The organism is Mobiluncus sp., from assembly GCF_985070215.1.
The window spans coordinates 66,045-88,177 of record NZ_CFKZQR010000003.1; the positions used below are offsets into that span (position 1 = coordinate 66,045).

Sequence of the window (22,133 nt, forward strand, 5' to 3'; positions counted from 1 at the left end):
AAGGGCTACCGGCCCGCTTCCCGCGGTTAACTCTGCGAGTGGCTCTTTAATGAGGCGATAGCATCCTCGAAGTCCTCCAGGGAGTTGAAATCTGAATAAACCGAAGCGAAACGCAGATAGGCGACTTCGTCCAATTCCTTTAGCGGTTCCAAAATGGCTTTGCCGACTTCCTCGGAGTTAATAACGGCTTTCCCGGAAGCCCGCAGGGTTTCCTCAATGCCTTGAGCCATAAGCGCAAGCTGATCGGAGCTGATGGGACGGCCTTGGGTGGCTTTGGCCAAACCGGCAATAACCTTGCTGCGCCGGAACGGCTCGGTCGCTCCGGAACGTTTCTTGATCAGCAGCAGTGTGGTTTCCAAAGTGGTGAAGCGCCGGCCGCAACTGGGACATTCGCGACGCCGCCGAATGGAGGCACCGTCGTCAGCAGTACGTGAATCAATCACGCGGGAATCTTCGTGATGACAAAACGGACAGTGCACGTCGCCCTCCTTCACCGCTGCAAGACTACAGGTTTCACCGTAAGTGCAAACTGAAGTTTTCGCAAGCTGGAATGCAGGGCTAAACCCCATCATTTCAATAAACCGGAACTAACAGCGTTTGCCCAGTTCTCAGCACGGAACCCGCGTCTAAGGCATTTGCGTCCATCATATCCGCCAAGACCTCGTCAGTCGGCACGCTGGCGGCATTAGCTGCGGCAATATCCCACAGCGTATCGCCCGGCACGACCGTGTGTTGCATGAAATCCGTGGGAACGAAGTCAGGACTGAGCCCCAGCCCCAACACCATACCCAGGAACACCATAACGAGGGCAGCCAGAATAAAGAACCCCACTCGCAGGGCCACGGCATCCCACGACAAGACCGGCTGGACAACCACAGTCGGGGACTCCGACGCCTTCGGAACCAAACGCAGGTAAGCCGGACGCGACTGCCGGGCTCTGAAAGCACGCACCGCCGGGTGGTTCGGAGCCAGCTCGCTAACCTCAAAACTCGGTGCCAAAACTGCTGTCATGGTAATCCTTCCATTCATTCGAACATTTGTTCGTTCGAACATCTGTACGTATAATATAAACCATCGCCGGCGCGTTGTCGAGCCAAAATCGAACATTTGTGCGAATATTAATTTTGACCGCAGTTAACCTGACAATTGCCAGTCTGACATGGACCCCGGAGGCGAAAATCCGGCAGTTCCTGCAGACGGCTTTTTTACCGCTAACTCGCGCAAAAGTACCAGATAAAGGAGCAGTAGTGAGCGACCTGACCAAACGACAACAGGAAGTTTTAACGACTTTGTACCAACTCAGCCAGAAGCTCACCTACCCCCCTTCGGTGCGCGAGCTCGCCGAGGCCATGGGTCTATCCTCCCCTTCCTCGGTCAAACACCATCTCGATGTGCTGACCAAGAAGGGCTACCTGCGCCGGGCTCCCAACACGCCGCGCGCCTTGGAATTTGTGAAACTTCCGGAGGGGATGGAGACTCCTCAGCCGGACTCGGCACCCGGCGCGACATCGTCTGCCACCGTCACCACCATCCCGGTGGGTATCGCCGACACCGCTGCGGAGACAGCCGTCCCTCTTGTCGGACAGATTGCAGCAGGCACCCCCATCACCGCGGAGGAAATGGTTGAGGACACATTCGCCCTGCCCCGCCGCTTTACCGGTTCCGGTGAACTGTTCATGCTCGCAGTAAGGGGCGAATCCATGCAGGACGGTGGCATTTTAGACGGGGATTGGGTCGTGGTGCGCCATCAAAGCGATGCTCGCAACGGTGAAATCGTGGCGGCGATGATTGACGGCGAGGCCACGGTGAAAGAGTTTTCCCGTGCCGATGGACACGTTTGGCTGCTGCCCCACAACGATAACTACGCGCCCATTCCCGGCGATACGGCCACCATTTTAGGAAAGGTCGTCACCGTAATCCGTTCCCTGTAACGTTTTGGGGTACGCCTGCCCCTAGGGAACTTGCTGGTGCAGTCGCCGCAAAGCGTCCAGCACCACCTGCGCGTCCTCGGTAGGCCACAAGGGCGGTAGGGAGGCTCGCAAAAAACCCCCATACCGCGCGGTCGCCAGACGTGAATCTAACACCGCCACCACCCCGCGATCCGCGGCGGAACGCAGCAGCCGCCCGGTTCCCTGTGCTAGCAACAGGGCGGCATGAGTCAGGGAGACCTCCATAAAGTCACTGCCCCCGGCACGTTTGACCGCGGCACAGCGCGCCTCAATGACGGGGTCGCTGGGAACCGGGAAAGGAATCCGGTCAATCAGCACCAAACGACACGTATTTCCTGGTAAATCCACCCCTTGCCACAGCGAGAGAGTCCCCATCAGGCAAGCGGAATTATCCTCACGCATGTCCCGAACCAGGGCTGCCATGGAATCTTCACCTTGGACCATGATGGGTAAATCGGTGCGTTCCCGAAGTATTTCCCCCGCGCGCTCGGCCATTTTGCGCGAGGAGAACAGCCCCAGCGCCCCGCCTCCCGAGGCCTCAACCAGCTCCACCAGCCGATCCCAAAACACTTCGGGGTGCTCCCCGCGAGTGGGCGCGGGCAAGTCCCGAGCCAGATACAAAATGCCCTGCCGATCGTGGCGAAACGGGGAGCCGACATCTAGGGTTTCCGGCTGCGGATCATCAAGCTGCAGACCCATCTTGTGCATGAGCGGCGCAAATGTGCCCCCCAGCTTTAGCGTGGCCGAGGTAGCGATGATGGCGTGTTCGCTCCATAATCGATTCGCGAGCTTTCCGGCCACATCCAGCGGAGCGGTGTAGAGCCGGGGTTCCTGGTCCGCATCGCGTCCCCGACTCAGCCACAGAATCGTTTCACCGTTCGCGACCGATTCCGGGGTCATCGTCTCAAGCGTATCTAACAGGCTGGTCAGAATGGCTTTCGCGACGGCAGTCCTCGCGGCGTCCGCTGTTTTTTCGCCGTCTGAACCCGCATCGGCCCCGCCCTTCGCGCTCAACTCCGTCAGGGCGGCTTTCAAAGGCGACAGGGACAGCAACCGGCATTCCGCCACCGCCTCAGGCATTTGTGTGAAACGGCCATCTTCCAGATTCTGTAGTGCCACACCCAGTGAGATAGCTTGCTGGGCGAGTTCCTCGCTACCGGAAACCCCCAAGCTACCAGCCGCTTTGGCACAATTTGCCAACATATTGGCGCTGAACTCAGTAGACGCCTGAGAACGCACCCTTTCAGCCAGTTCATGAGCCTCATCAATGATGATGGCCTCACACTGGGGCAACGGATTCTGTTTCCCGGCGGCTTCTAGCCCAATCATGGCGTGGTTTGTCACTACCACCTGCGCCTGCGCTGCCTTGTCGCGAGCCGAGACCTGGAAGCACTCGGAACGGAACGGGCATTTTTCCCCGACACACTCCAAGCTGGAGAGGGAAACTTGCCGCCAAGCCCGAGAGCCGATACCGCGCGGGGCTTCGTCCCGATCCCCGGTCGGAGTTTCTCGAGCCCACTCGTAGAGTTTCTTCGTTTCCGCAGCAAATCCCCGCATTTTCCGCGCGGCTTTCACCCCCTGTCCCGATACGGCCTCGCCACTCCCGTCAGCTGCGGGACTCAGGGAATCTTCCATAGCGGAGAACAAATCGTCCTCGCTACCTTCGTAACCGCCGTTCAATTTGTGCAGGCAGACGTAGTTTTGCCAGCCTTTGAGAACCTCCACGCGCAGCTCGGAACCGGTCACGTTTTTCACCGCTTCCACCGCCAGGGGGGCATCCTTTGTGATGATTTGGTTTTGTAGAGCCAAAGTTGCGGTTGAAATGACCACTCGGGCGTCCTCGTGCAGGCAATACAGCAGCGCCGGCAGTAAGTATCCCAAGGATTTCCCGGTTCCAGTCCCCGCCTGAACTGCTAATTTGCCATCTGAGTGCAACGTCTGTTCCACCGCTGCCGCCATTGCCACCTGACCGGGGCGCTCGCTGCCGCCCAATAAAGAAACCGCCTCAGTCAGGACCTTCTGCAGCTCTGAACCGGGAACATAGTCCGCAAAAGCGCCCGCCCCAGCAGCAGGTTTGACCGCGGCGCTATCATCAATCGTTTGTGACACTGTCGGCCCCCTCGCCCGTTTCATGATTATCTTCCATAGCCTGATCAAGCAGTTTTGCCCCCAAAGCCGGGGGTACCCAGGCATCTACAAACGTGCCGTCCTCACGATTCTGGCGGGTCAAGAGTTTGCCGTCACGATAAATCCGTTCCAGCAGACCCGTGTTTTCCCACTTCACCACGACTCGAACCCGCTGCCCCGGCCAGGGCAGACGGTCGGCAATAGCATCCTGCAGAGCGGCAATGCCTTCCCCAGTTCGGGCCGAAACGTAGTATGCCTCCGGTAGGGAATGACGCAGCAGCGCAAGGGCGGGAGCCGTAGCCTGATCGATTTTGTTTACCACCATCATGACCGGGACATCCTCGATGCCCTCCACAGCCTCCAGGGTGGCATCCACCGCCGCGATTTGAGCCAGCGGGTTGGGGTTGGAACCATCCACAACGTGCAAAATCAAATCAGCCATAGCGGTTTCTTCCAAAGTGGAACGAAAAGCCTCCACCAGTTCAGTAGGCAGGCGCCGCACGAACCCAACCGTATCTGTCAGGGTGTATTCCCGCCCTTGAGGAGTATGAGTCCGGCGCACACTGGGGTCAAGGGTGGCAAACAGGGCATCATGCACCAGCAGATTGGCCCCCGCCAGCCGATTCAATAGCGAGGACTTGCCGGCGTTGGTATATCCCACAATCGCCACCGCTGGGATCTCCCCAGCTCTACGACTGGCTCGTTTCGCCTCACGAGTTGGAGCCAAAGATTTTATGGTGCGCCGCAGCCGAGCCATCCGGGAACGAATCCGGCGCCGATCGAGTTCAATCTTGGTTTCACCCGGTCCGCGTGCGCCGATACCCTCACCGGCGGCAGCACGCCCCCCGGCTTGGCGGCTCATCGATTCGCCCCAGCCACGCAGTCGCGGCAGCAGGTATTCCAACTGAGCCAGTTCCACTTGGGCTTTGCCTTCTCGCGAAGTGGCATGCTGGGCAAAAATATCCAAAATGAGGGCGGTACGGTCTATGACCTTGACTTTTACTACGTCCTCAAGGGCGCGACGTTGACTGGGAGCTAACTCATCATCGACGATGACCGTATCCGCCCCCAGAGCGGCAACCTGAGCTTGCAGTTCACGGGCTTTGCCCCGCCCCAGGAAAGTCGCTACGTCCGGTTTCTCGCGCCGCTGCAGCAGCCCGGCCAGCACGACGGCTCCCGCCGTTTTCGCTAGGGCAGCAAGCTCTTGTAGTGACAATTCGGCCTCGTCCCGGTCGGCAGCGAAAATTCCCACCAAAATGACCTTTTCCAACCGCACTTCACGGTACTCAACCTCACTGATGTCCTGCAGCTCGGAACCGATGGATTCCACCCGCCCCAAGGCATAGCGATCGGCCCACCGCTGGGCTTGTTCGGCAGCATCGTGTTGAGACCGGGGCGGATTGTCAGGCACAGGTTCCTCTCCCGTTGGCGGCGCAACGGCAGCAACGGGCGAAAGGACACCCAAGTTCGGGCAATCCTCCGTGTTTTCCTGCAAGTTACGTTCCTTCCGCCTAGAATTTAGGGTATCTCCCAGCCCATGCAAGTAAAGGTTTGAGCTTTGGTTTTAAAGGATACAACGGACCCCGGAGACAAAAATTCTAATGCTCCGTCTGAGCGGCGTGTGTCCCCGTTTGGCCAGTCGCTTCCCCGCACGGCCCCCGTTCCCAGTCCTACCGATGAACGCCTCAAGAATCGCCACAAGGCCCTGTACAACGTGCCTGACTGGCGCTCTGAAGAAGAAATCATCCTCGAAGCAGCCGAACTCGATTCCACCATTATGGTTCCCGAACAACTGCGCCGAGACAAGTCGAAAGTCATTGATTCCGAGCCCGAGAGAACCACCGCTAATCCCTCACAACCCGTCGAAATCGAAGCTCCGGCGCAACCTGCCGCCGAAAATGCCGCTTTATCAGCGACTACGGAAACGACCGGGGACGAAACGGTCTATCCTCAGCCCGGAACCCCGGCCTCCAGCAATCCAGCAGCGCCCCCAGGGATGAAAACGAGGAAAACCGCTGATGCAACCGACACCTCTTCTGCCGACCGCCCAAAAACGGCACAAAAACCGATTATTCAGGGTCATTCGCAGCTCATTTCGCAGCACGTGGAGCGCCGAGCCCCGTCAAACCGTCCCGTGGGACCGGCCGACCCGCACTCGCCTGTTGAAATCGCCAATCTCGTAGTAAGACTGCTGGCAAACCTGCTGGTGCTGACGATTCCCACCCTGTGCGTGCTGCTGCTCTCTGGCTGGGGTCCGCAGGAAATCGCCATTATTTTTGAAGACTTTTGGCCCTACCTCGGTCTGTCATTGCTGGTCACAGTAGTCCTCGTCGTTTTGGACGAAGCGGTACAAACCGTGGCGCTCCACGTAAAAGTTCCGCAACTGTTGGAGTGGATGATTGAGTTCGTGCTTTCTGCCCTAGGCGCCGGCGTTTGCTTATTTTTCTTTACGCACAGCATTTTGGGAGCGTTCCTGCTGGGACTGATTGTCAGTGTGCTCACTTCGTTAATCAGTCACGTGGTCGCTAAACTTTTCTGAGACAAGTTAGGAGACCAGTTGAGTCCGCAGCCTGCCGGCGAGCACTATTTCGCAGCCACTCCCCATTCCGAGAGCTCCACTCGGGAGTTGACCGTTTCTATAGCCGGTCGTGATTTTCGTGTCACGACGGCTCACGGGGTTTTTTCTGGTCACGGTTTGGACAAGGGCACTGAGGTGTTATTGCGTAAAGTTCCCTCCCTGCCCTCCTCGTCAGAGTTGGGGGGGGCAGGAGTTTTGGTCGATGTGGGCTGCGGATGGGGGCCGTTGGCGCTGACTCTAGCCGCCGAGCGACCCTCCGCCCAGGTCTACGCCGTGGACGTAAACACCCGCGCCCTGGAGCTGACCAGTGCAAACGCAGCCGCTAACGGTCTGCCTAATATTCAGGCACTGAGCGAAGCTGAGGCTTTTGCGACCCTGGGGCCAAACTCTGTGGATGTCATTTGGTCCAACCCGCCGGTACGGGTGGGCAAAGCGGCGCTGCACGCGATGTGGGAGGCCTGGCGAACCCGTTTAAAGCCGGAGGGAGTCGCTTACCTCGTGATGGGACGCAACCTGGGATCCGATCCGTTCCTGGCATATCTAAATGAGCACGGCTGGGACGGCGAAAAAATCGCCTCCTCGAAAGGATTTCGGGTGCTGCAGCTACGCCGGGGCGCCGCTTGAGGGCGCCCCCGGACATTCTGGACAGATGAAAACCGCGGGTTTTCGACCATGCTGCGAGCGTCACCGACAAAAAACGACCAAATTCCTTGTGAACAGTGCCATTACGGGTAGCTGAATTATTCGGCCCCCCGTTTTCACCCAAAGCACGAGCCCGCCCCGTAACATTAAATTATGCCGCAGTTGACTGCTCAACGTCCGCGGGTGGTGACACTGGAACGCGTCTGCGAAGCCCTCGATGGTGCTTCTCGCAGCTATGTTGTGGACGTTTACGACTCTAGGCGCACGGTGATGATGCCTGGCGCAACCGCCACCAGTTACATTGACTTGGTGACGGGGGTCTTGCGCATGCGCTCGGTCTGGCGCGCCACGGTTTCCGTCCACGAACGCTCTCGGCTGCTGCCCTACGTCCTGCACCACAATCGCGAGGCTGTCGGTCCAAGAGTGGTGACTTATCTGCACGGCAATCACTATCATCTCTGTGCCCAGACGAATGCCCAGGTCACTGTTGGTATGGGCGACCAGCAGTTGGAAGCCCATCTGTTGCTGGCTTTGATTATGGCTGAACGGTTCTTTTCCAGCGTAGAAGCCGATTTTCCCTGTGAGCTAGACGCGGAAACGGACTTTTCCCATCATGACCTGCTTCCCAAACAGCACATCGTCCAGATTGTTCCAGGGTTTTCGGATAATGCGCTCACCGCGCCGGTCAGTGTAGAGTCGGTTGCCCAGGCCGCAGACCGACTCAACCTGCGAGTATATCGTGACGGCACGGTACTGCGCCTGCGTGATTCAGACGACTTGATGGTTCTGCGGCTATTCGGAGAAGACACCTGGCTATCCACCTCTATGCTGGTCGAGCTGGGACAGCCGTTTCCTGCCGAAAGTTTGTTTGATGCCATCAATGAGTTAAATACGTTCAACACCTTGGGTGTAACTTCGGTTCTGGGGATGCGGACTCAGCCCTACCTGCGTTTTGATTACCTGGTTTCCGTGGGTGAAGGTCTGAGCGAACGTCAGTTAGACACGGAAATCGTGGCGGGATTGTCAGTGACCCAGAATCTGGCTGCGAGCCTGCGCAAAAAAGCTCCGACCCTGTTCCTCTAAGCCGGTGTGACTCCAGGCGACTTCCACTGCTCGTTTGTCACGGCGGAACCACTTGATTTGTCGCCGGGACAGCTGCCGGGTCGCCAAAGCGGTGGCCGCGATACCGTCCTCTACCGTCATCTCACCGCGCAGCACCGCCAGCGCTTGGCTGTATCCGGTGGCCTTTTGCGCGGTAATACCCAAGGGGTGAGCCCGGTCGGCAGCGAGTTGTGCCGTTTCCTCAAGTAGTCCTTGGCTAAACATTTCGCGTGAACGGGCATTGATGCGTTCGTCCAGTTCATCAAGGTTTCGCGTCAGGTAAAACACGTGGGTGTCAGGCTGCCAGTATTCCCCGCGGGGCAAAGTCGAGGAAAATGGGCGACCGGTAATTTCCATGACTTCCAAGGCTCTGACCAGGCGACGCGCGTTCATCGGCTCGATGGTTTCTGCCGCTTTCGGGTCTTTGCGCTGCAAGATTGCGTGCAGTTGTGCCGCTCCGAGTTGCTCCGCCTGTGCCTCCCACCGGGCGCGAACCGCGGGGTCGGTGGGCGGGAATTCCAACACATCCAGCATCGCCCGCACGTACAGCCCGCTACCCCCAACTACCAGGGGGAAAGCGCCACGTGTTTGAATCGCCTCCACGTCAGAACGGGCATGTTTCTGATACGCCGCCACCGAGGCTTCTGCATCGGGCCACAGCACGTCTATCTGATGGTGCGGAATCCCGTGGCGTTGGGATTCCGGGGTTTTCGCGGTACCCACATCCATGCCCCGATAAAGCTGGAAAGCGTCCGCGCTGATAATCTCTACCCCGCCCGGAAACCTGGCGTTAAGCTCCGGGTCGCGGGACACTCTCTGCGCGAAGTCCAGCCCCAGGTTGCTTTTTCCCGTAGCGGTCGGCCCCACAATCGCAACAATCACGGTTTAGTCCCTATTTCGTTGGTCCCGGCTTGAGTCCGGGCATTCCCAAGAGGGTGCCGCGAGGCTTTTCGAGGTGCGCTACTTCCCACAGGTCGCCGGCGCGAGTGGGGCGAACGGTGAATACGCCGCCCGGAGTAAGGGCGGAATCCGCCACGAGGTGGTGCGGCGCACCGTGGGTCACCGCCACTGTCACGAAGTCTCCGGGGCGAATTTTAGTGCCTTGGGGAACCGCAAAGTGAACCAAACGATTATCCCGGGCACGTCCGCTCATTCGCGCGGTGGCTTCGTCTTTACGGCCGCCCGCGGTGACCAGGACTTCCACCGTCTGCCCCTCTAACTTTTCGTTTTCCTCCAAAGTGATTGTTTCTTGTAGTTCCAAGAGTCTTTGGTAGCGCTGCGCCACGACTTCCGGGTCCACCTGGTCATCTCGATCGGCGGCGGGAGTTCCGGGGCGGCGGGAATAAATGAACGTGAACGCGGCTTGGAACCGAGCTTCGCGCAGAACGTCTAGGGTCTCTTGGAAGTCAGCCTCAGTTTCGCCGGGAAATCCGACAATAACATCGGTGGTGATGGCGGCTTCGGGGATGGCGCTCCTGACCTCCTCAAGAATCTTTAAGAACCGTTCGGACCGGTACGACCTGCGCATCTGCCGCAAAATCCGGTCCGAGCCAGATTGCAGCGGAAAATGCAACGAAGGCATCACCGTCGGAGTCTGTGCCATGGCGGCGATGACATCCTCGGTAAAGGCCGCGGGGTGGGGCGAAGTGAAACGTAAGCGTTCCAGTCCCGGCGTTTTTCCTACAGCTCGCAGCAAATCGGCAAAAGCGCCGCGCCTTCCGAAGCTCATTCCGTAGCTGTTCACGTTTTGCCCCAGCAAGGTAACTTCCACAGCTCCCGCGTCCACTACCGCCTGCACCTCCGCCAGAATGTCGGCGGGATTCCGGTCCCGTTCCCGACCCCGCAGGGAAGGCACGATACAAAACGTGCAGGTGTTGTTGCACCCCACAGAGATGGATACCCAGGCTGAAGCCGGGGATTGCCGGTGCGCCGGCAGGACGGAGGGAAAGACTTTCAGGCTTTCCTCGATTTCCACCGCCGCTTCTTGGTTGTGTTCGGCACGCTTCAACAACACCGGGAGGGCGTCGATATTATGCGTCCCGAACACTGCGTCTACCCACGGAGCCCGGTCGAGGATTTTCGAGCCTTCCTGCTGGGCGAAGCATCCTCCCACGGCAATCATCATTCCGGGGCGATTTCGTTTCACATCTGCCAGCTGCCCCAAATGGCCGTAGAGTTTTGTTCCGGCAGCCTCACGCACCGAACAGGTATTCAAAACCACCAGGTCAGCCCCGCCATCTCCGGCGTTGGTTGCTCGCGCAGCTTTTTGCGGAACCTCCTCAACCGGCACCCAACCGGCAGCGTCAAGCAAGCCAGCCATGCGTTCGGAGTCGTGTTCGTTCATCTGGCAGCCAAGCGTTTTCACCAGGTAAGTTCGCGGAGTATCCATCACCGGCTCATTTTATGTCATGCCGCTAATGCCGTCACTTTCGCCACCTAAAGCCAACCGCCGCGACTGGACGCTGCGTCCGGGATTCTCAGCACAAGTGAGACACCAGCAACTCCAAAGCCGCCCGCACAAATGACGCGCGAACTTCTGGGCGAGTGCCTGGCTGGTTGACCTCCCGCACTTCTGTGCCTTGCGCAGTGGCTAGGCTGACATATCCTTTCCCCGGCGCCACGCCTTCATCCGGGCCAGGACCCGCAACTCCGGTGGTAGCCAACGCATAATCCGAGTGAAACATCTCTCGTGCCGCAGTGCTCATCTGTACCGCAACCTGAGGGTCGTAGGCAGTGTTCGTTTGCAGCAGCTGTGGATTCACTCCCAGCACCGCGGTTTTCACCGCATCGGAATACGTCACGATTCCGCCGCGAAATGTTTGGGAAGCCCCGGGGATTCTGACGAAAGCATCTGCCAGCAGCCCCCCGGTCAGCGATTCCGCACACGAAATCGATCGTCCCTGCTCACTGAGTTTCTCCAGCGCTTTGGTGGCTAATTCATCAGCCGATACGGCGTCACTCATCGGTTCTTCCATCCTCGGTTCGTCCCCACGCTAGCTTTGGCCGTCCAGTTTCAGTTCCTCCATCACGATATTGACTACGGTGGTGGCCAAAGCTGAGGAAAACCCGCGTGTCGCTACATAGCGCCACAGCTTGGCTTTCAATTTGCGACAATCGTCAAAGTTGCTCAAATCCAAGCCCCGCCGTGCCGCCGCAAGTTTGCTCTCCAGCAGAGTTCGGGCGTTTTCCGTTTCCCAGTCTGGATTCTCAGCATCGAGGGCCGCTAGACCCGCGGATATGGACTGGGTATCCAACCCACGCTTTTCCATATCCGCAGCCAACTTGGCTCGTGACATTCCGGGGCGCTGGCAGCGCTGACGCAAAAACTCCACGGTGTAGTCCCGGTCATTCAGCCAGCCGCGAGCGGCGAAAGCCGCCACCACATCATCGACAGCCGCGTCACCGAATCCCTTTTCAGCCAGGTAGTCACGCATCTGAGACTCAGTAACAGCCCGCCGATCCAGCAGGGACAAACCAGCTTCCGCGGCGGCATCCGTCGCCGCATCCACTACTCGCAAACTCATGAGGCTTTTTGAACCTTCTTGGCGGACGTATCCTCATCTGCGGAATCGTCATCCATCACGACAGCGAGTTTCGTGCCCTCGCCAGTCTCTGGCTGCGCTGCCGCGTTCGGGTCCTCACGCACACCCAAAGCGATGAGAATCTTATCTTCGATTTCGGCGCTGAGCTCGGGGTTATCCACCAAGAACTTCCGCACGTTCTCTTTGCCCTGGCCCAACTGCATTTCGCCGTAGGTAAACCAAGAACCTGACTTCGTCACGATCCCCGCTTCCACACCAAGGTCGATGAGGCCGCCCTCTCGGGAAATGCCCTGACCGTACATGATGTCGAATTCCGCCTGCCGGAAAGGCGGCGCCATCTTATTCTTAACGACCTTGGCACGAGTTCGGTTACCGACGGCTTCCCCGTTTTCTTTCAACGTCTCAATCCGGCGCACGTCAATGCGCACCGAAGCGTAGAACTTCAACGCTTTGCCGCCGGTCGTGGTTTCGGGAGAGCCAAAGAACACCCCAATCTTTTCGCGCAGTTGGTTAATAAAGATTGCGGTGGTGCCGGTGGCGGACAGCGCTCCGGTAATCTTTCGTAGCGCTTGGCTCATCAACCGAGCCTGCAAACCCACGTGGGAATCCCCCATGTCACCTTCGATTTCAGCCTTCGGTACCAGAGCCGCAACCGAGTCAATAACGATGATGTCCAGGCCGCCGCTGCGAATCAACATATCCGCAATCTCTAGCGCCTGTTCTCCGGTATCGGGCTGGCTGACCAGCAGATTGTCAATATCAACGCCAAGTTTCTGTGCGTAAACCGGATCGAGAGCATGTTCCGCGTCGATGAAAGCCGCGTTCCCGCCCTGTTTCTGAGCGTTCGCCACCGCGTGCAGAGCCACGGTGGTCTTACCGGAAGATTCTGGACCGTAAATCTCAATAATGCGACCCCGTGGGAGTCCCCCAATCCCCAAAGCCACGTCCAGGGCTACTGACCCTGTAGGAATGACCGAAACATTCGTGTTCACGGCCGAGTCGCCCAACCGCATCACGGAACCTTTGCCAAACTGCTTATCAATCTGACCTAGCGCAGTTTGCAGCGCTTTCGCGCGTTCGTCTTTTGCCATTGCGTATTCCTTTCATCTGCGCGGCTCTCCGCCGCCCCAATAGTTCGGGTGTCATTGTTGAGCTCCTCTCCGAAGCTCTCAAGATGAACTTACGCCCCACCCCGGAAGCGAAAAATCGAAAGTTTCTCTACCTGTGGAAAAGTCCTTTTTCGACTCATCTGTGGAAAACCCTATATCGAACATGCGTTCGAATCATCCGACACGCCGATCGTCCACAAAAATTCCCCACTACACCCGCTTTTGCAGACCCCACCCCCTGCCTCACCTCAACATGTTGAACTGGCAATATCCCCCGCAAACCCGAACTTTTGACGATTCTTTTACTAAAAGTACCTGTGTGAGAAACCTCACACAGCATGCGATTCCCTAAAGTTCTTAAACCAATTGCCGATATGGAGGCTGTCGCTAGGAAGGCGACAGGAGTCTATGAGCCACGGAGGGCGAAATGGCCACTATGCTTGCCATGCGTAATTTCGGGATGCGTAATCTGTACGTTCCCGGAATGGCTCAGCGTGCCGCAATTCGCTCTTTTGCCAAGGAAAACGGCACCCTCACTGATGAGAACAAGAAAGCTCTGGACGCCCTGGACAGGTTTGAGATGGATCAGGCGCGCGTTCGCGCGATGGCAAAGCAAAACAAAGCGAAATCAAAGAGTCTAGGCCCCTTAGGCGGGACTGGTTCCTCGATTGGTTTTGCCTCTGATTCCGCGCACGCAAAACGTTTAGCACGCAGCTATGAGGCCGATGCGGTGGCATATACAATGCGGGCTCGCGCCGCCGTGGATATGGGCGATGAAGAAGCCGCGCGGAGCTATGAAGCCAAGGCTCGCCAGGCCGTGAGTGACGCCAACAAGATGTATGCCAAGGCCGCTGAGCTGGGCCGACAAGAAGCCGAGAAGCGCAAGGAAAAAATCGAACGAGAAGGCCGGGAACGAATCGAGCGGCGCAAGGCGATGGAAAAAGCCCGCGAAGCTGCCGCCGAAGCGAAGCGCAAGCGTCTGGAAATCGCGCAAAAGAAAGTCTCAGAAGGCTGGATGCACCTGCGCGAAGCTGATAAGGCCACTCAAAAACGCAAGAAAGCGGAAGCTGAGATGTGGGCTAAGCGCATCGAAGAAAGCCAGTTCTGGATTCATCAGATGCACCTGGTCCAGATGGGTGAACACCCTGACCAAGCCATCGCTCAGGCTCAGATTCAAGCGTTCAGAGATGCGTCGACCTCTGTCACCGAGGTAGCTCCGGACTATACCCCGACGTCTGCTCCCGCCGAGCCCGTGGTGGCTTAGGTTCCCACGTTATTTTCCACTACCGCACCAGGGTTGGGGGGCGTGCCTTTCGGTTTCGATACCGTTTTGAAGTACGTCTCGACAGTTCAGGAGAGGCCCTGTTCCCGCTTTGACCAGGTGGTTTGGCTGCGCACTGCTCCAACAGCCCAGCAAATCAGGAATATCAGGAAAGAAATTGTGGTGATATAGGGCGAAATCGGCAATCCGGGTCCGAGAGAGAGCAGAATACCGCCCTCGGCGGCTATGAGCGCAAACAGCACCGCCCAGGCGTGCTGACGTAAGGGATTGGCAGAAATGCGAGCAGCCGCCGCTCCCGGAGTAATCAGCAACGACAAAACCAGCAGCGCGCCCACCATCTGCACTGCCAGCGCCACAACCAAACCGAGGATAAGCATGAACCACAAATTCATCACTCGTGGGGAGACCCCTTTGGACAGCGCCACCACCGGATCGACCGCAGCGTAATACAGTCGACGCCCAAACAGGGCTATGGCAGCCAAAACCATCGCTCCGACCACGGCAAACACGGCCAGTTGGTTCTCATCAACAGAGACAATTTGACCCGTCAACAGGCCGAATTTGTTGGCGGAACGCCCTTTGTAAAGCGCCAGGAACAGCACCCCGATACCCAAGCCGAACGGCAGCAGCACGCCGATGAGAGCATTTGTACCCCAGCGCCGCGTGTAGGTCGCGGACATCAATAGCGCCGCCACGATTGATCCCGCGATGGCTCCGCCGGTAACGCTGGCCCCGAGAAACAACGCCACCGATGCTCCTGCGAAAGACAGTTCGGACGTTCCGTGAACCGCAAAAGCCGCGTCCCGCAGCTGCACCAGCGGGCTTAGAATCCCTGAAACGACAGCCAGAATTGCCGCGGCGACCAGTGATTCCCGAACCAGCGGTACCAGTTGCCAAAAATCCTGGAAGTTGATGATTGCCTCCATTAGTGTCCCGCCTCCTTGGGATTGTGCGGTGACTCTGCTGATTCAAAATGGCTGGCGTGATGGTGACCGTGCAGGGCTTCCTCCACAAAGCCGGATTCGGACCCGTTCTGGGCTCCCACCACGAAATACGTTCCTCCCAGGTTCACGACACGGACTTCCTCGCCATAGAGAGCTGACAATGTTTCGCTGGACATGACTTCTGACACCGAACCCACCGCGGCCCGTCCGAGGGCAATATACACCACGGTGTCCAGCAGTTTATCCACGGAGTTTAACTCGTGCGTCACCAGCAGGATGGCGGTGCCCTGCGCTGCCAGATTGCCAAAAATCTTAACAATGTCGGTTTGGTGCTTGAGGTCGAGGGACGCCAACGGTTCGTCGACCAGCAGTAAATCGGGACGTTGCACAATGGCCGCCGCGATACGTAAACGCTGCAGCTCTCCCCCGGACAGTCCGCTAATCGGCGTATCTGCGTAACTCTGCGCCCCCACTAGAGCTATCGCGCGTTCGACCTTTTCGCGCGCCCCGGGGGAAGTCCAAAACCCCAGTTTCGCTCCGTCAAGCCCCAGGTAGACCACGTCTCGTCCGCGAATCTGCACAGATTTCGGGAAACGCCCGTGTTGAGGAAGGTAAGAAATTTTTGCCGAGTCCCGTCGAAAAATGGTTCCCGCGGCGGGTTTCACGTCACCGAGTACCGACTTTAACAGGGTCGTTTTTCCGGCTCCGTTTTGTCCCAGGATTCCCACGACTTGTCCCGGTTCGACCCGCAGGTTCAAGCCGGAAAATACCTGTCGTGTCCCATATTTCAATGCCAGGTCCCGCATCTCCAACAGCGGTTCTTCGCTCATCTGATTCCTTCCCCAGTCCCCCAGTTCACTTCCTGGTTTCATCTACCTTAACGGATTATGTCCGGGCTCCAGGAGCTGCGCTCTAATCTGAAGCCCGGACTTTTATATACCCTAATCCTGTATTATTTCAAAGCCTTATCTATCTGGTCTAAGGCAGTGCCAATCCAGCTGACATAGTCGCTGGCCCCCGCCAAGGTCTCGGTCAGTGTCACCACCGGAATGCCTTTAGTCTCAGCGGCATCCTGCAGTGCCTGAGACACCGGGTCTTCCGTCTGGGAGTTAACCAGCAGCACGTCAACTTTCCCCTCCGTAATCAGAGCCTTGGTGTCAGCCTGCGTCTTTACGCTGGGCCCGGATTCCGTTTCGGACTGTTCCACGTATTCTTCAGGAGTCAGATCATGGATACCGGCGTCCTCCAACAGGTAGTTCGCCAAAGGTTCGGTCGCCAGGGAATGCTTTTCGCCCCGCGCCTTAATGTTCTCTGCCTGCGATTCCAATTCATCCAACTTGCCTTGGAATGCCTTTGCAGCATCCTGGTAAGCCGCAGCATTATCGCCGTCAGTCTGGCTCATCGTATTAGCAACTGCCTTGGCGACTTCGCTCACCGCGTGCAAATCGTAGAACACGTGCTCATTGACGGAGCAATGGTGATGATGGTGCCCCTCATGTCCCTGCTCATGTTCATGCCCATCCTCATGTTCGTGCGCATCCTCATGTTCGTGCGCATCCTCATGTTCGTGCGCATCCTCATGTTCGTGCGCATCCTCATGTTCGTGCGCATCCTCATGTTCATGGCCGTCCTCGTGGTCGTGACCTTCCGCGTCGCCACAGTCAATACCAGCCAACTCCACCGCATTTAGCACAGTGGGTTTGTTGTCCGCTGACTTGGCCAGCTGCAGCGCCCAATCGTCGTAACCCCCGCCGTTCACTATTACCACGGAGGCTTGGTTCACCAGCTTCTTATCTTTCACGCTGGCTTCATAAGAATGCGGATCCAGGTTCGGCTGGTCGATGGACGTAATCACGTCTGCGTTATCTCCCACCACGGCTTTTGCCACGGAAGCCCATACGTCAGTAGAGGCGTACACCGTGGGTTTGTCCGCAGCAGCGTCCCCTGCCGCGTCTTTCTTTTGGGTGTCGTTTGCGGTCGAGCAGGCGGTCATACTCACGGCTAGTGCGGCGGCACCGAACAAGGCGCCGACAGTCTTCAATTTCATATTGTCCTTTCCCCTCAGGGGTTATAGTTTTTGTTCTTATTGCGAATCGTTCTCATTATCACTCAACTGGAAAACGCTGTCAAAACGAGACACAATGTTAGGCTAGGAGCGCGAAAACGGGAGGGAAACTACCAATGACCACAGGTAAATCGACACCCCAAAGCCCCGCTCGGCAGCGCAAAACGCGACAATTAGAAGCGGTACTTTCCGCGGTCAGAGGAATGGCTGATTTTCAATCAGCCGCTGACATCTTTACAAAACTCCAGCTAAACGGCACCCCCGTAGGATTGGCGACTGTTTACCGCAATCTCGCGGCGCTGGCGGAAGACGGCGTCTTGGACACGGTCAAGTCCGCCGATGGCACTACCCTGTATCGAGAGTGCGAGAGTTCCGAACACCATCACCACCTGGTGTGTCGGAGTTGCGGAAAGACCGAAGAGTTCCACCTGAAAGGGCTGGAGGAAACCCTGAATGAAATGGGCCGGGAAATGGGGTTCTCCGCTTTGCGCCACACGGTGGAGCTGACAGGGTTGTGCCCTCAGTGCTCTGCTAAAAAATAATACCCTTTACTGTATATTTCGTTTACTGCAAAATCTGGCCTTTGAGCAGCCCGATTAACCTATCCAGCACCCGCGCGTCTTGACGCAAACCGTTGTGTTCATATTCACTGGTAACCCACAGACGGCAATCTTTTAAGATGCCAGCGGTTTCGGTCGAGAAATTCAAAGGCACGTAGGCATCTTCATAGTAGGCCGCCGCCGCAACCGGTACGTCTGCGCTGGCTAGGCGTTCAGTCGAATAGAGTTGGCTCCATTCATAATTGGCCAGTATGTCGGCAGCTTCACGCAAAGGCCGCAATTCAGATGATTCCTCAAACAGGTCACGAGGCAGATGCTCCCCTGCTAACAGCGTCCCGTCACGTTTCACTTCCCTGGGCATAGTACGGCTAGCCGCCCAGCGTGTTGCCACTCCGTCCGCGTAACAAGACTCGTGCAGGATGGCATAGAGCGGATTGCGCCCCTCAAATGGCAGCATCGCAGCTAAATCATGGCGAAATGCCGGCGAGAACGGATCATTCTCCAGCAGTTCATGCAACTTCATGCCCCCGCCTTGTGCACCCAAGACAATCCCTACGGTACGCCAACGATCCGCACCGACCTTGTCGCCGTTGGGCGTAATAATCTTCCCCTCCCGAGCCAGGTTATAAATCTGGCGCACCCGGTCCCGATCCTCGGGGAACTGGCGATAATAGGTTTCGGATTTATCCATCATAATCCGCCAAGTTTCGGCGTAAACATCTTCAATAGGATGCCCCACGGCCGTCAGCCCGCCGGTCAGAATAGCCCCGGCCAGGCCTTCGGGGTGGGAACTGAGATAGCGCACGGAAGTAAAGCCCCCAAATGACTGCCCCAGCAGCGTCCAGCGCTTCCCACCCAGGTAAGCGCGCAGGGCTTCGGCGTCTCGAACGATCTCATCGGCACGCAAGTGAGTCAGGTATTCTGCCTGTTCAGATGGGGTTAGCCCCGCCAGCGGGCCGAAATCCGGATCTGCCGAAACCGGGGTGGATCGCCCGGTACCGCGCTGATCGAGCATAACAACCTGATAGTCCTCCAGGGCGCGGGGCAGCCAGGTCGGCTGCGGTGAGGGGTACAACGCGGGCCGGGCCGCCTCATGTCCGGGTCCGCCTTGTAGGAACAGCAGGTAGGGTCGCTTTTCCCCGTCCTTACCGGTGACGACTCGTGCGAATATCTCAATCATTCCCGCGGCTGGATTGAGATGATCCAGCGGCACTTGCAAAGTAATCTCACGTAGTTTCAGTCCCGGCAACAGTTTCACTTCATCACTCATGTGTTTCAGCTTAATGCCACCTGCCGGGCTTGGCCTTAGACTTGAAGACATGTTTTGCGAATACTTTGAGGCGCTGGTCTGCCGGTCGTGTCCCCTCATAGGGGTGCCCTACAGCCAGCAGGTGCGGGATAAGGAACGGGCCTCACGCCGAGCTTTGGCCTCTCTGGACCGTCCCTCCTCACGGCGAAATCCCGCTCATCCACCCGCTGCGAAGTCCCATTTCGAGTGGCTGCCAACCTACCGCAGTCCCCAGAAAGAATTTCGTAATAAGGCAAAAATGGTGGTGTCAGGGTCCAAGAAGTCGATTGTGCTCGGACTGGCCCCCACTAAAGATTTTCCCGCTGGCGTCGATCTACAGTCGTGTCCGCTGTATGCACCGGCAATTCGCGCCGCTTTCGCGCCTATCCGGGCTTGGTTGCAGCGCCTCGGAGCTCGCCCCTACAACATCGCTACCTCTAAGGGCGAAGTGAAATACGTGCTGGTCAGCGCCAATCCTGCGGGCGAGTTGATGGTGCGTCTGGTGTTGCGTTCGAAAGCTGCCCTACATCGGATTGAAAATACGTGGTCCGAGCTTCAGGCCGAGTTGCCCCACCTGCGGGTGTTTTCGGTAAACATTCAGCCCGAACACACCACCGTCATTGAAGGCCGGGAGGAAATCATCCTTTCGGAAGAAAAGTTTATTTCGATGCCCGGTATCGGCACGGATTTATGGCTGGCGCCGGGGGCGTTTTTCCAGACGAATACCGCCGCATCTCAGGCTATGTATACGCAAGCTGCCGCTTGGGCGCGCGAACTCCAGCCGGAAACCGCTTGGGATTTGTATTGCGGAGTGGGCGGATTTGCCTTTGCACTGAGTTCCGCCGGGGTTGCGCAGGTGACGGGCGTGGAAGTCGTGGGGCCGGCTATTGATGGCGCGAAAAAGGCCGTGGCCGAAATGGCGGGTGCGACTGCGGCTAGCGCGGTGGGGCAGGGCGTTGAGAAAACCCTTAAGAGCTCCCGCGGTGACGCTGTGGCTAGGCCGCATTTCATTACCGCCGATGCGACTAAGTGGGCTACTAATCAAAAACTTGTACCGCCAGATTTGGTGGTGGTGAACCCGCCGCGGCGCGGACTCGGGCCCGAATTATCCTCCTGGCTGGAGCACTCCGGTATCCCCCACCTCATCTATTCCTCCTGTTTCCAGGAAACCCTAGTGGAGGACCTACGCCGAATGCGTTCCTACCGGATTACTGCAGCCAAACTGGTAGACATGTTCCCGCATACCTCACATGTCGAGACGGTAGTATTGATGTCGAGGAAATCAGGATGAACGGCTTGAAACGCTCAGATTGTTGTCAAATAGTACTGTAACTGTAGTTTCGATGTCCATGGAGGAATAAACCACGAGCGAGGATAAAAGACATGAAGCATAGAATGAATCTTAACGATGCTCCGTTTCGGATGATAAAAAGCGGAGAAAAAACGATAGAGCTTCGCCTGTATGACGAAAAAAGGAGAACGGTCAAAATCGGAGACATGATCGAATTCGTCTTGATGGGAAACTCCTCAGAGCGTTTGACTGCACAGGTGACAGACCTGCATGTGTTTAAGTCTTTTGAAGAGCTTTATCACGAGCTGCCTCTGCTGAAATGCGGCTACACAGCTCAGAATATCGGCACGGCGTCACCGGCTGATATGGACATTCATTATACAAAAGGCGAGCAGCAAAAGTACGGCGTGGTCGGCATTGAGCTTCGCCCTATACAGCCGCTCCAGACAGAGCGGCTGATTCTCCGTCCTTGGACAGAAGCGGATGCGGAAGAGTGTTATAAATACGCAAAAGATCCACGTGTAGGTCCTATTGCCGGATGGCCGGTGCATACAAGTGTGGAAAACAGTCGTCAGGTCATCATGGACGTGCTAATGGTGCCTGAGACTTACGCCATCGCGCTGAAGGAGACAGGACTTCCTGTTGGCAGCATTGGTCTGCATTTTCACAGTGACCTTGCTGAAAAGGATGACGAGGCTGAGCTTGGATATTGGATGGGTGTACCCTACTGGAACCAGGGTCTTGTTACGGAAGCAGCAAGGGAAATGTTGCGCTATGCCTTTGAAGATCTGAAACTTTCCCGGGTGTGGTGTGGCTACTATGATGGCAACGAGAAATCGAAACGTGTGCAGGAGAAGCTTGGATTCAAGTATCAATGGACAACTGAGGAAGTACCTGTGCCGCAGATGGGCGAAATACGTAAGGGACACGTCAACATGATGACGAGAGAGGAATGGGCAGGCCTCATTACGCATGATACGCCGTCTTTGGAAGACCGCTAGAATGGTGTAGATGTTCTTTATGACTATATTGCTATCGATAATCCGGCAATTAAGATGTTTCAAAAGTATACTTTTAACGAAATGGGATGTGCTGAAACAGCAAAAGCCTATGTATGAACAATTATTTAGAATTTGAATTTAAAGGAGTATAGCGATGGAACATGACTGTTGTTTCAGAGATGGAGATAAGTGATTTAGATATAGAGCAGCAGCAATTATAGTCGAAGATAATTGCGTCTTGTTTGCAGGAAATAAAGTCAATGACTATTACTACTCCATAGGCGGAGGAGTTCATTTAGGGGAAACATCTGAGGAGGCCGTAAAAAGGGAAGTATTTGAAGAAACCGGGGTCAAATATGAGGTAGATTATCTTGCGGTGGTACACGAGAATTTCTTTGCTGGAAGTTCCGACTTAAAGGGCTACGACTGCCATGAGATTGCCTTCTATTACATGATGAAACCGAAGGGCAATAAGAATCTTAACAGCCAGAGCGTTACTATGGGCAGCGTAAAAGAGACTATGCACTGGATACCTATTGATGAACTTTATAATTGCAAGTTCGCAGCGCACTTGGACACATACTCTCCAGCGATACTCCTCTTGCCGGCCTACCTCCTGCAATGAGCGTACAGACAGGCTTCTTGATGCATGGT

General features: G+C 56.8%; 22 protein-coding genes. 9 read left to right on the top strand and 13 right to left on the bottom strand.

Annotated elements, in window-relative coordinates:
• Positions 1–26: 26 nt before the first annotated feature.
• On the bottom strand, positions 27–443 hold the full coding sequence (gene nrdR, locus AC5LBQ_RS01275; protein WP_493264387.1) for a transcriptional regulator NrdR: 417 nt from the start codon (positions 441–443) through the stop codon (positions 27–29).
• 130 nt (positions 444–573) lie between these two features.
• Entirely contained in the window at positions 574–1,011 is a 438-nt protein-coding gene (locus AC5LBQ_RS01280; protein WP_493264388.1) for a LysM peptidoglycan-binding domain-containing protein, read from the bottom strand.
• A 236-nt stretch (positions 1,012–1,247) separates the two neighbouring features.
• On the opposite strand from AC5LBQ_RS01280, the gene lexA reads away from it, so the two are divergent.
• Positions 1,248–1,931: a transcriptional repressor LexA gene (lexA, locus tag AC5LBQ_RS01285; protein ID WP_493264389.1), complete on the top strand. Its 684-nt coding sequence runs from the start codon at positions 1,248–1,250 to the stop codon at positions 1,929–1,931.
• Between the two features lie 21 nt (positions 1,932–1,952).
• Here the strand turns inward: lexA and AC5LBQ_RS01290 are convergent, their stop codons facing one another.
• Together AC5LBQ_RS01290 and hflX are read right to left on the bottom strand one after the other, a co-directional pair.
• The gene (locus AC5LBQ_RS01290) at positions 1,953–4,082 is read right to left on the bottom strand and encodes an ATP-dependent DNA helicase (RefSeq protein WP_493264390.1); all 2,130 of its coding nucleotides are present in this window, start codon (positions 4,080–4,082) and stop codon (positions 1,953–1,955) included.
• Entirely contained in the window at positions 4,042–5,619 is a 1,578-nt protein-coding gene (gene hflX, locus AC5LBQ_RS01295; RefSeq protein WP_493264391.1) for a GTPase HflX, read from the bottom strand. Before hflX ends, AC5LBQ_RS01290 begins: the two co-directional genes overlap by 41 nt.
• Before the next feature lie 78 nt (positions 5,620–5,697).
• Here hflX and AC5LBQ_RS01300 point away from each other — a divergent pair, with 78 nt between their 5' ends.
• The 3 genes from AC5LBQ_RS01300 to AC5LBQ_RS01310 all read left to right on the top strand — a co-directional run bounded on the left by AC5LBQ_RS01300 (position 5,698) and on the right by AC5LBQ_RS01310 (position 8,379).
• Positions 5,698–6,615 carry a hypothetical protein gene (locus AC5LBQ_RS01300; RefSeq protein ID WP_493264392.1) on the top strand — a complete coding sequence of 306 codons (918 nt, stop codon included), beginning with the start codon at positions 5,698–5,700 and terminating at the stop codon, positions 6,613–6,615.
• An 18-nt stretch (positions 6,616–6,633) separates the two neighbouring features.
• On the top strand, positions 6,634–7,278 hold the full coding sequence (locus tag AC5LBQ_RS01305) for a class I SAM-dependent methyltransferase (RefSeq protein WP_493264393.1): 645 nt from the start codon (positions 6,634–6,636) through the stop codon (positions 7,276–7,278).
• A 171-nt stretch (positions 7,279–7,449) separates the two neighbouring features.
• Entirely contained in the window at positions 7,450–8,379 is a 930-nt protein-coding gene (locus AC5LBQ_RS01310; RefSeq protein ID WP_493264394.1) for a type III secretion system chaperone family protein, read from the top strand.
• Here AC5LBQ_RS01310 and miaA read toward each other — a convergent pair.
• From miaA to recA, 5 genes are all read right to left on the bottom strand, one after another.
• Entirely contained in the window at positions 8,320–9,279 is a 960-nt protein-coding gene (gene miaA / locus AC5LBQ_RS01315; RefSeq protein ID WP_493264395.1) for a tRNA (adenosine(37)-N6)-dimethylallyltransferase MiaA, read from the bottom strand. The genes AC5LBQ_RS01310 and miaA overlap by 60 nt on opposite strands.
• Before the next feature lie 10 nt (positions 9,280–9,289).
• Positions 9,290–10,786, bottom strand: coding sequence for a tRNA (N6-isopentenyl adenosine(37)-C2)-methylthiotransferase MiaB (miaB, locus tag AC5LBQ_RS01320; RefSeq protein WP_493264413.1), 1,497 nt, complete (start codon positions 10,784–10,786; stop codon positions 9,290–9,292).
• Positions 10,787–10,874: 88 nt separating this feature from the next.
• Positions 10,875–11,360: a CinA family protein gene (locus AC5LBQ_RS01325; protein WP_493264396.1), complete on the bottom strand. Its 486-nt coding sequence runs from the start codon at positions 11,358–11,360 to the stop codon at positions 10,875–10,877.
• A 30-nt stretch (positions 11,361–11,390) separates the two neighbouring features.
• Positions 11,391–11,921 carry a regulatory protein RecX gene (locus tag AC5LBQ_RS01330; protein ID WP_493264397.1) on the bottom strand — a complete coding sequence of 177 codons (531 nt, stop codon included), beginning with the start codon at positions 11,919–11,921 and terminating at the stop codon, positions 11,391–11,393.
• Positions 11,918–13,030 carry a recombinase RecA gene (gene recA, locus AC5LBQ_RS01335; RefSeq protein ID WP_493264398.1) on the bottom strand — a complete coding sequence of 371 codons (1,113 nt, stop codon included), beginning with the start codon at positions 13,028–13,030 and terminating at the stop codon, positions 11,918–11,920. The genes AC5LBQ_RS01330 and recA overlap by 4 nt, the downstream gene beginning before the upstream one ends.
• A 445-nt stretch (positions 13,031–13,475) precedes the next feature.
• Between recA and AC5LBQ_RS01340 the strand changes: the two genes are divergently transcribed.
• Positions 13,476–14,312, top strand: a complete 837-nt coding sequence (locus AC5LBQ_RS01340; RefSeq protein ID WP_493264399.1) for an exopolyphosphatase — start codon at positions 13,476–13,478, stop codon at positions 14,310–14,312.
• 86 nt (positions 14,313–14,398) lie between these two features.
• On the opposite strand, the gene AC5LBQ_RS01345 is transcribed toward AC5LBQ_RS01340, so the two are convergent.
• From AC5LBQ_RS01345 to AC5LBQ_RS01355, 3 genes are all read right to left on the bottom strand, one after another.
• Positions 14,399–15,256: a metal ABC transporter permease gene (locus AC5LBQ_RS01345; protein WP_493264400.1), complete on the bottom strand. Its 858-nt coding sequence runs from the start codon at positions 15,254–15,256 to the stop codon at positions 14,399–14,401.
• The gene (locus tag AC5LBQ_RS01350) at positions 15,256–16,104 is read right to left on the bottom strand and encodes a metal ABC transporter ATP-binding protein (protein WP_493264401.1); all 849 of its coding nucleotides are present in this window, start codon (positions 16,102–16,104) and stop codon (positions 15,256–15,258) included. Before AC5LBQ_RS01350 ends, AC5LBQ_RS01345 begins: the two co-directional genes overlap by 1 nt.
• A 122-nt stretch (positions 16,105–16,226) precedes the next feature.
• Positions 16,227–17,321, bottom strand: a complete 1,095-nt coding sequence (locus tag AC5LBQ_RS01355; RefSeq protein WP_493264402.1) for a metal ABC transporter solute-binding protein, Zn/Mn family — start codon at positions 17,319–17,321, stop codon at positions 16,227–16,229.
• Between the two features lie 134 nt (positions 17,322–17,455).
• Between AC5LBQ_RS01355 and AC5LBQ_RS01360 the strand changes: the two genes are divergently transcribed.
• Positions 17,456–17,881, top strand: coding sequence for a Fur family transcriptional regulator (locus AC5LBQ_RS01360; protein WP_493264403.1), 426 nt, complete (start codon positions 17,456–17,458; stop codon positions 17,879–17,881).
• A 22-nt stretch (positions 17,882–17,903) separates the two neighbouring features.
• Here the strand turns inward: AC5LBQ_RS01360 and AC5LBQ_RS01365 are convergent, their stop codons facing one another.
• Positions 17,904–19,169: an alpha/beta fold hydrolase gene (locus AC5LBQ_RS01365; RefSeq protein ID WP_493264404.1), complete on the bottom strand. Its 1,266-nt coding sequence runs from the start codon at positions 19,167–19,169 to the stop codon at positions 17,904–17,906.
• Between the two features lie 277 nt (positions 19,170–19,446).
• On the opposite strand from AC5LBQ_RS01365, the gene rlmC reads away from it, so the two are divergent.
• The 3 genes from rlmC (at position 19,447) to AC5LBQ_RS01380 (ending at position 22,104) form a co-directional block, all read left to right on the top strand.
• Positions 19,447–20,478: a 23S rRNA (uracil(747)-C(5))-methyltransferase RlmC gene (rlmC, locus tag AC5LBQ_RS01370; RefSeq protein ID WP_493264414.1), complete on the top strand. Its 1,032-nt coding sequence runs from the start codon at positions 19,447–19,449 to the stop codon at positions 20,476–20,478.
• Positions 20,479–20,570: 92 nt separating this feature from the next.
• Positions 20,571–21,479, top strand: coding sequence for a GNAT family N-acetyltransferase (locus AC5LBQ_RS01375; protein ID WP_493264405.1), 909 nt, complete (start codon positions 20,571–20,573; stop codon positions 21,477–21,479).
• A gap of 217 nt (positions 21,480–21,696) precedes the next feature.
• Entirely contained in the window at positions 21,697–22,104 is a 408-nt protein-coding gene (locus AC5LBQ_RS01380; RefSeq protein ID WP_493264415.1) for an NUDIX hydrolase, read from the top strand.
• Positions 22,105–22,133 lie beyond the last annotated feature (29 nt).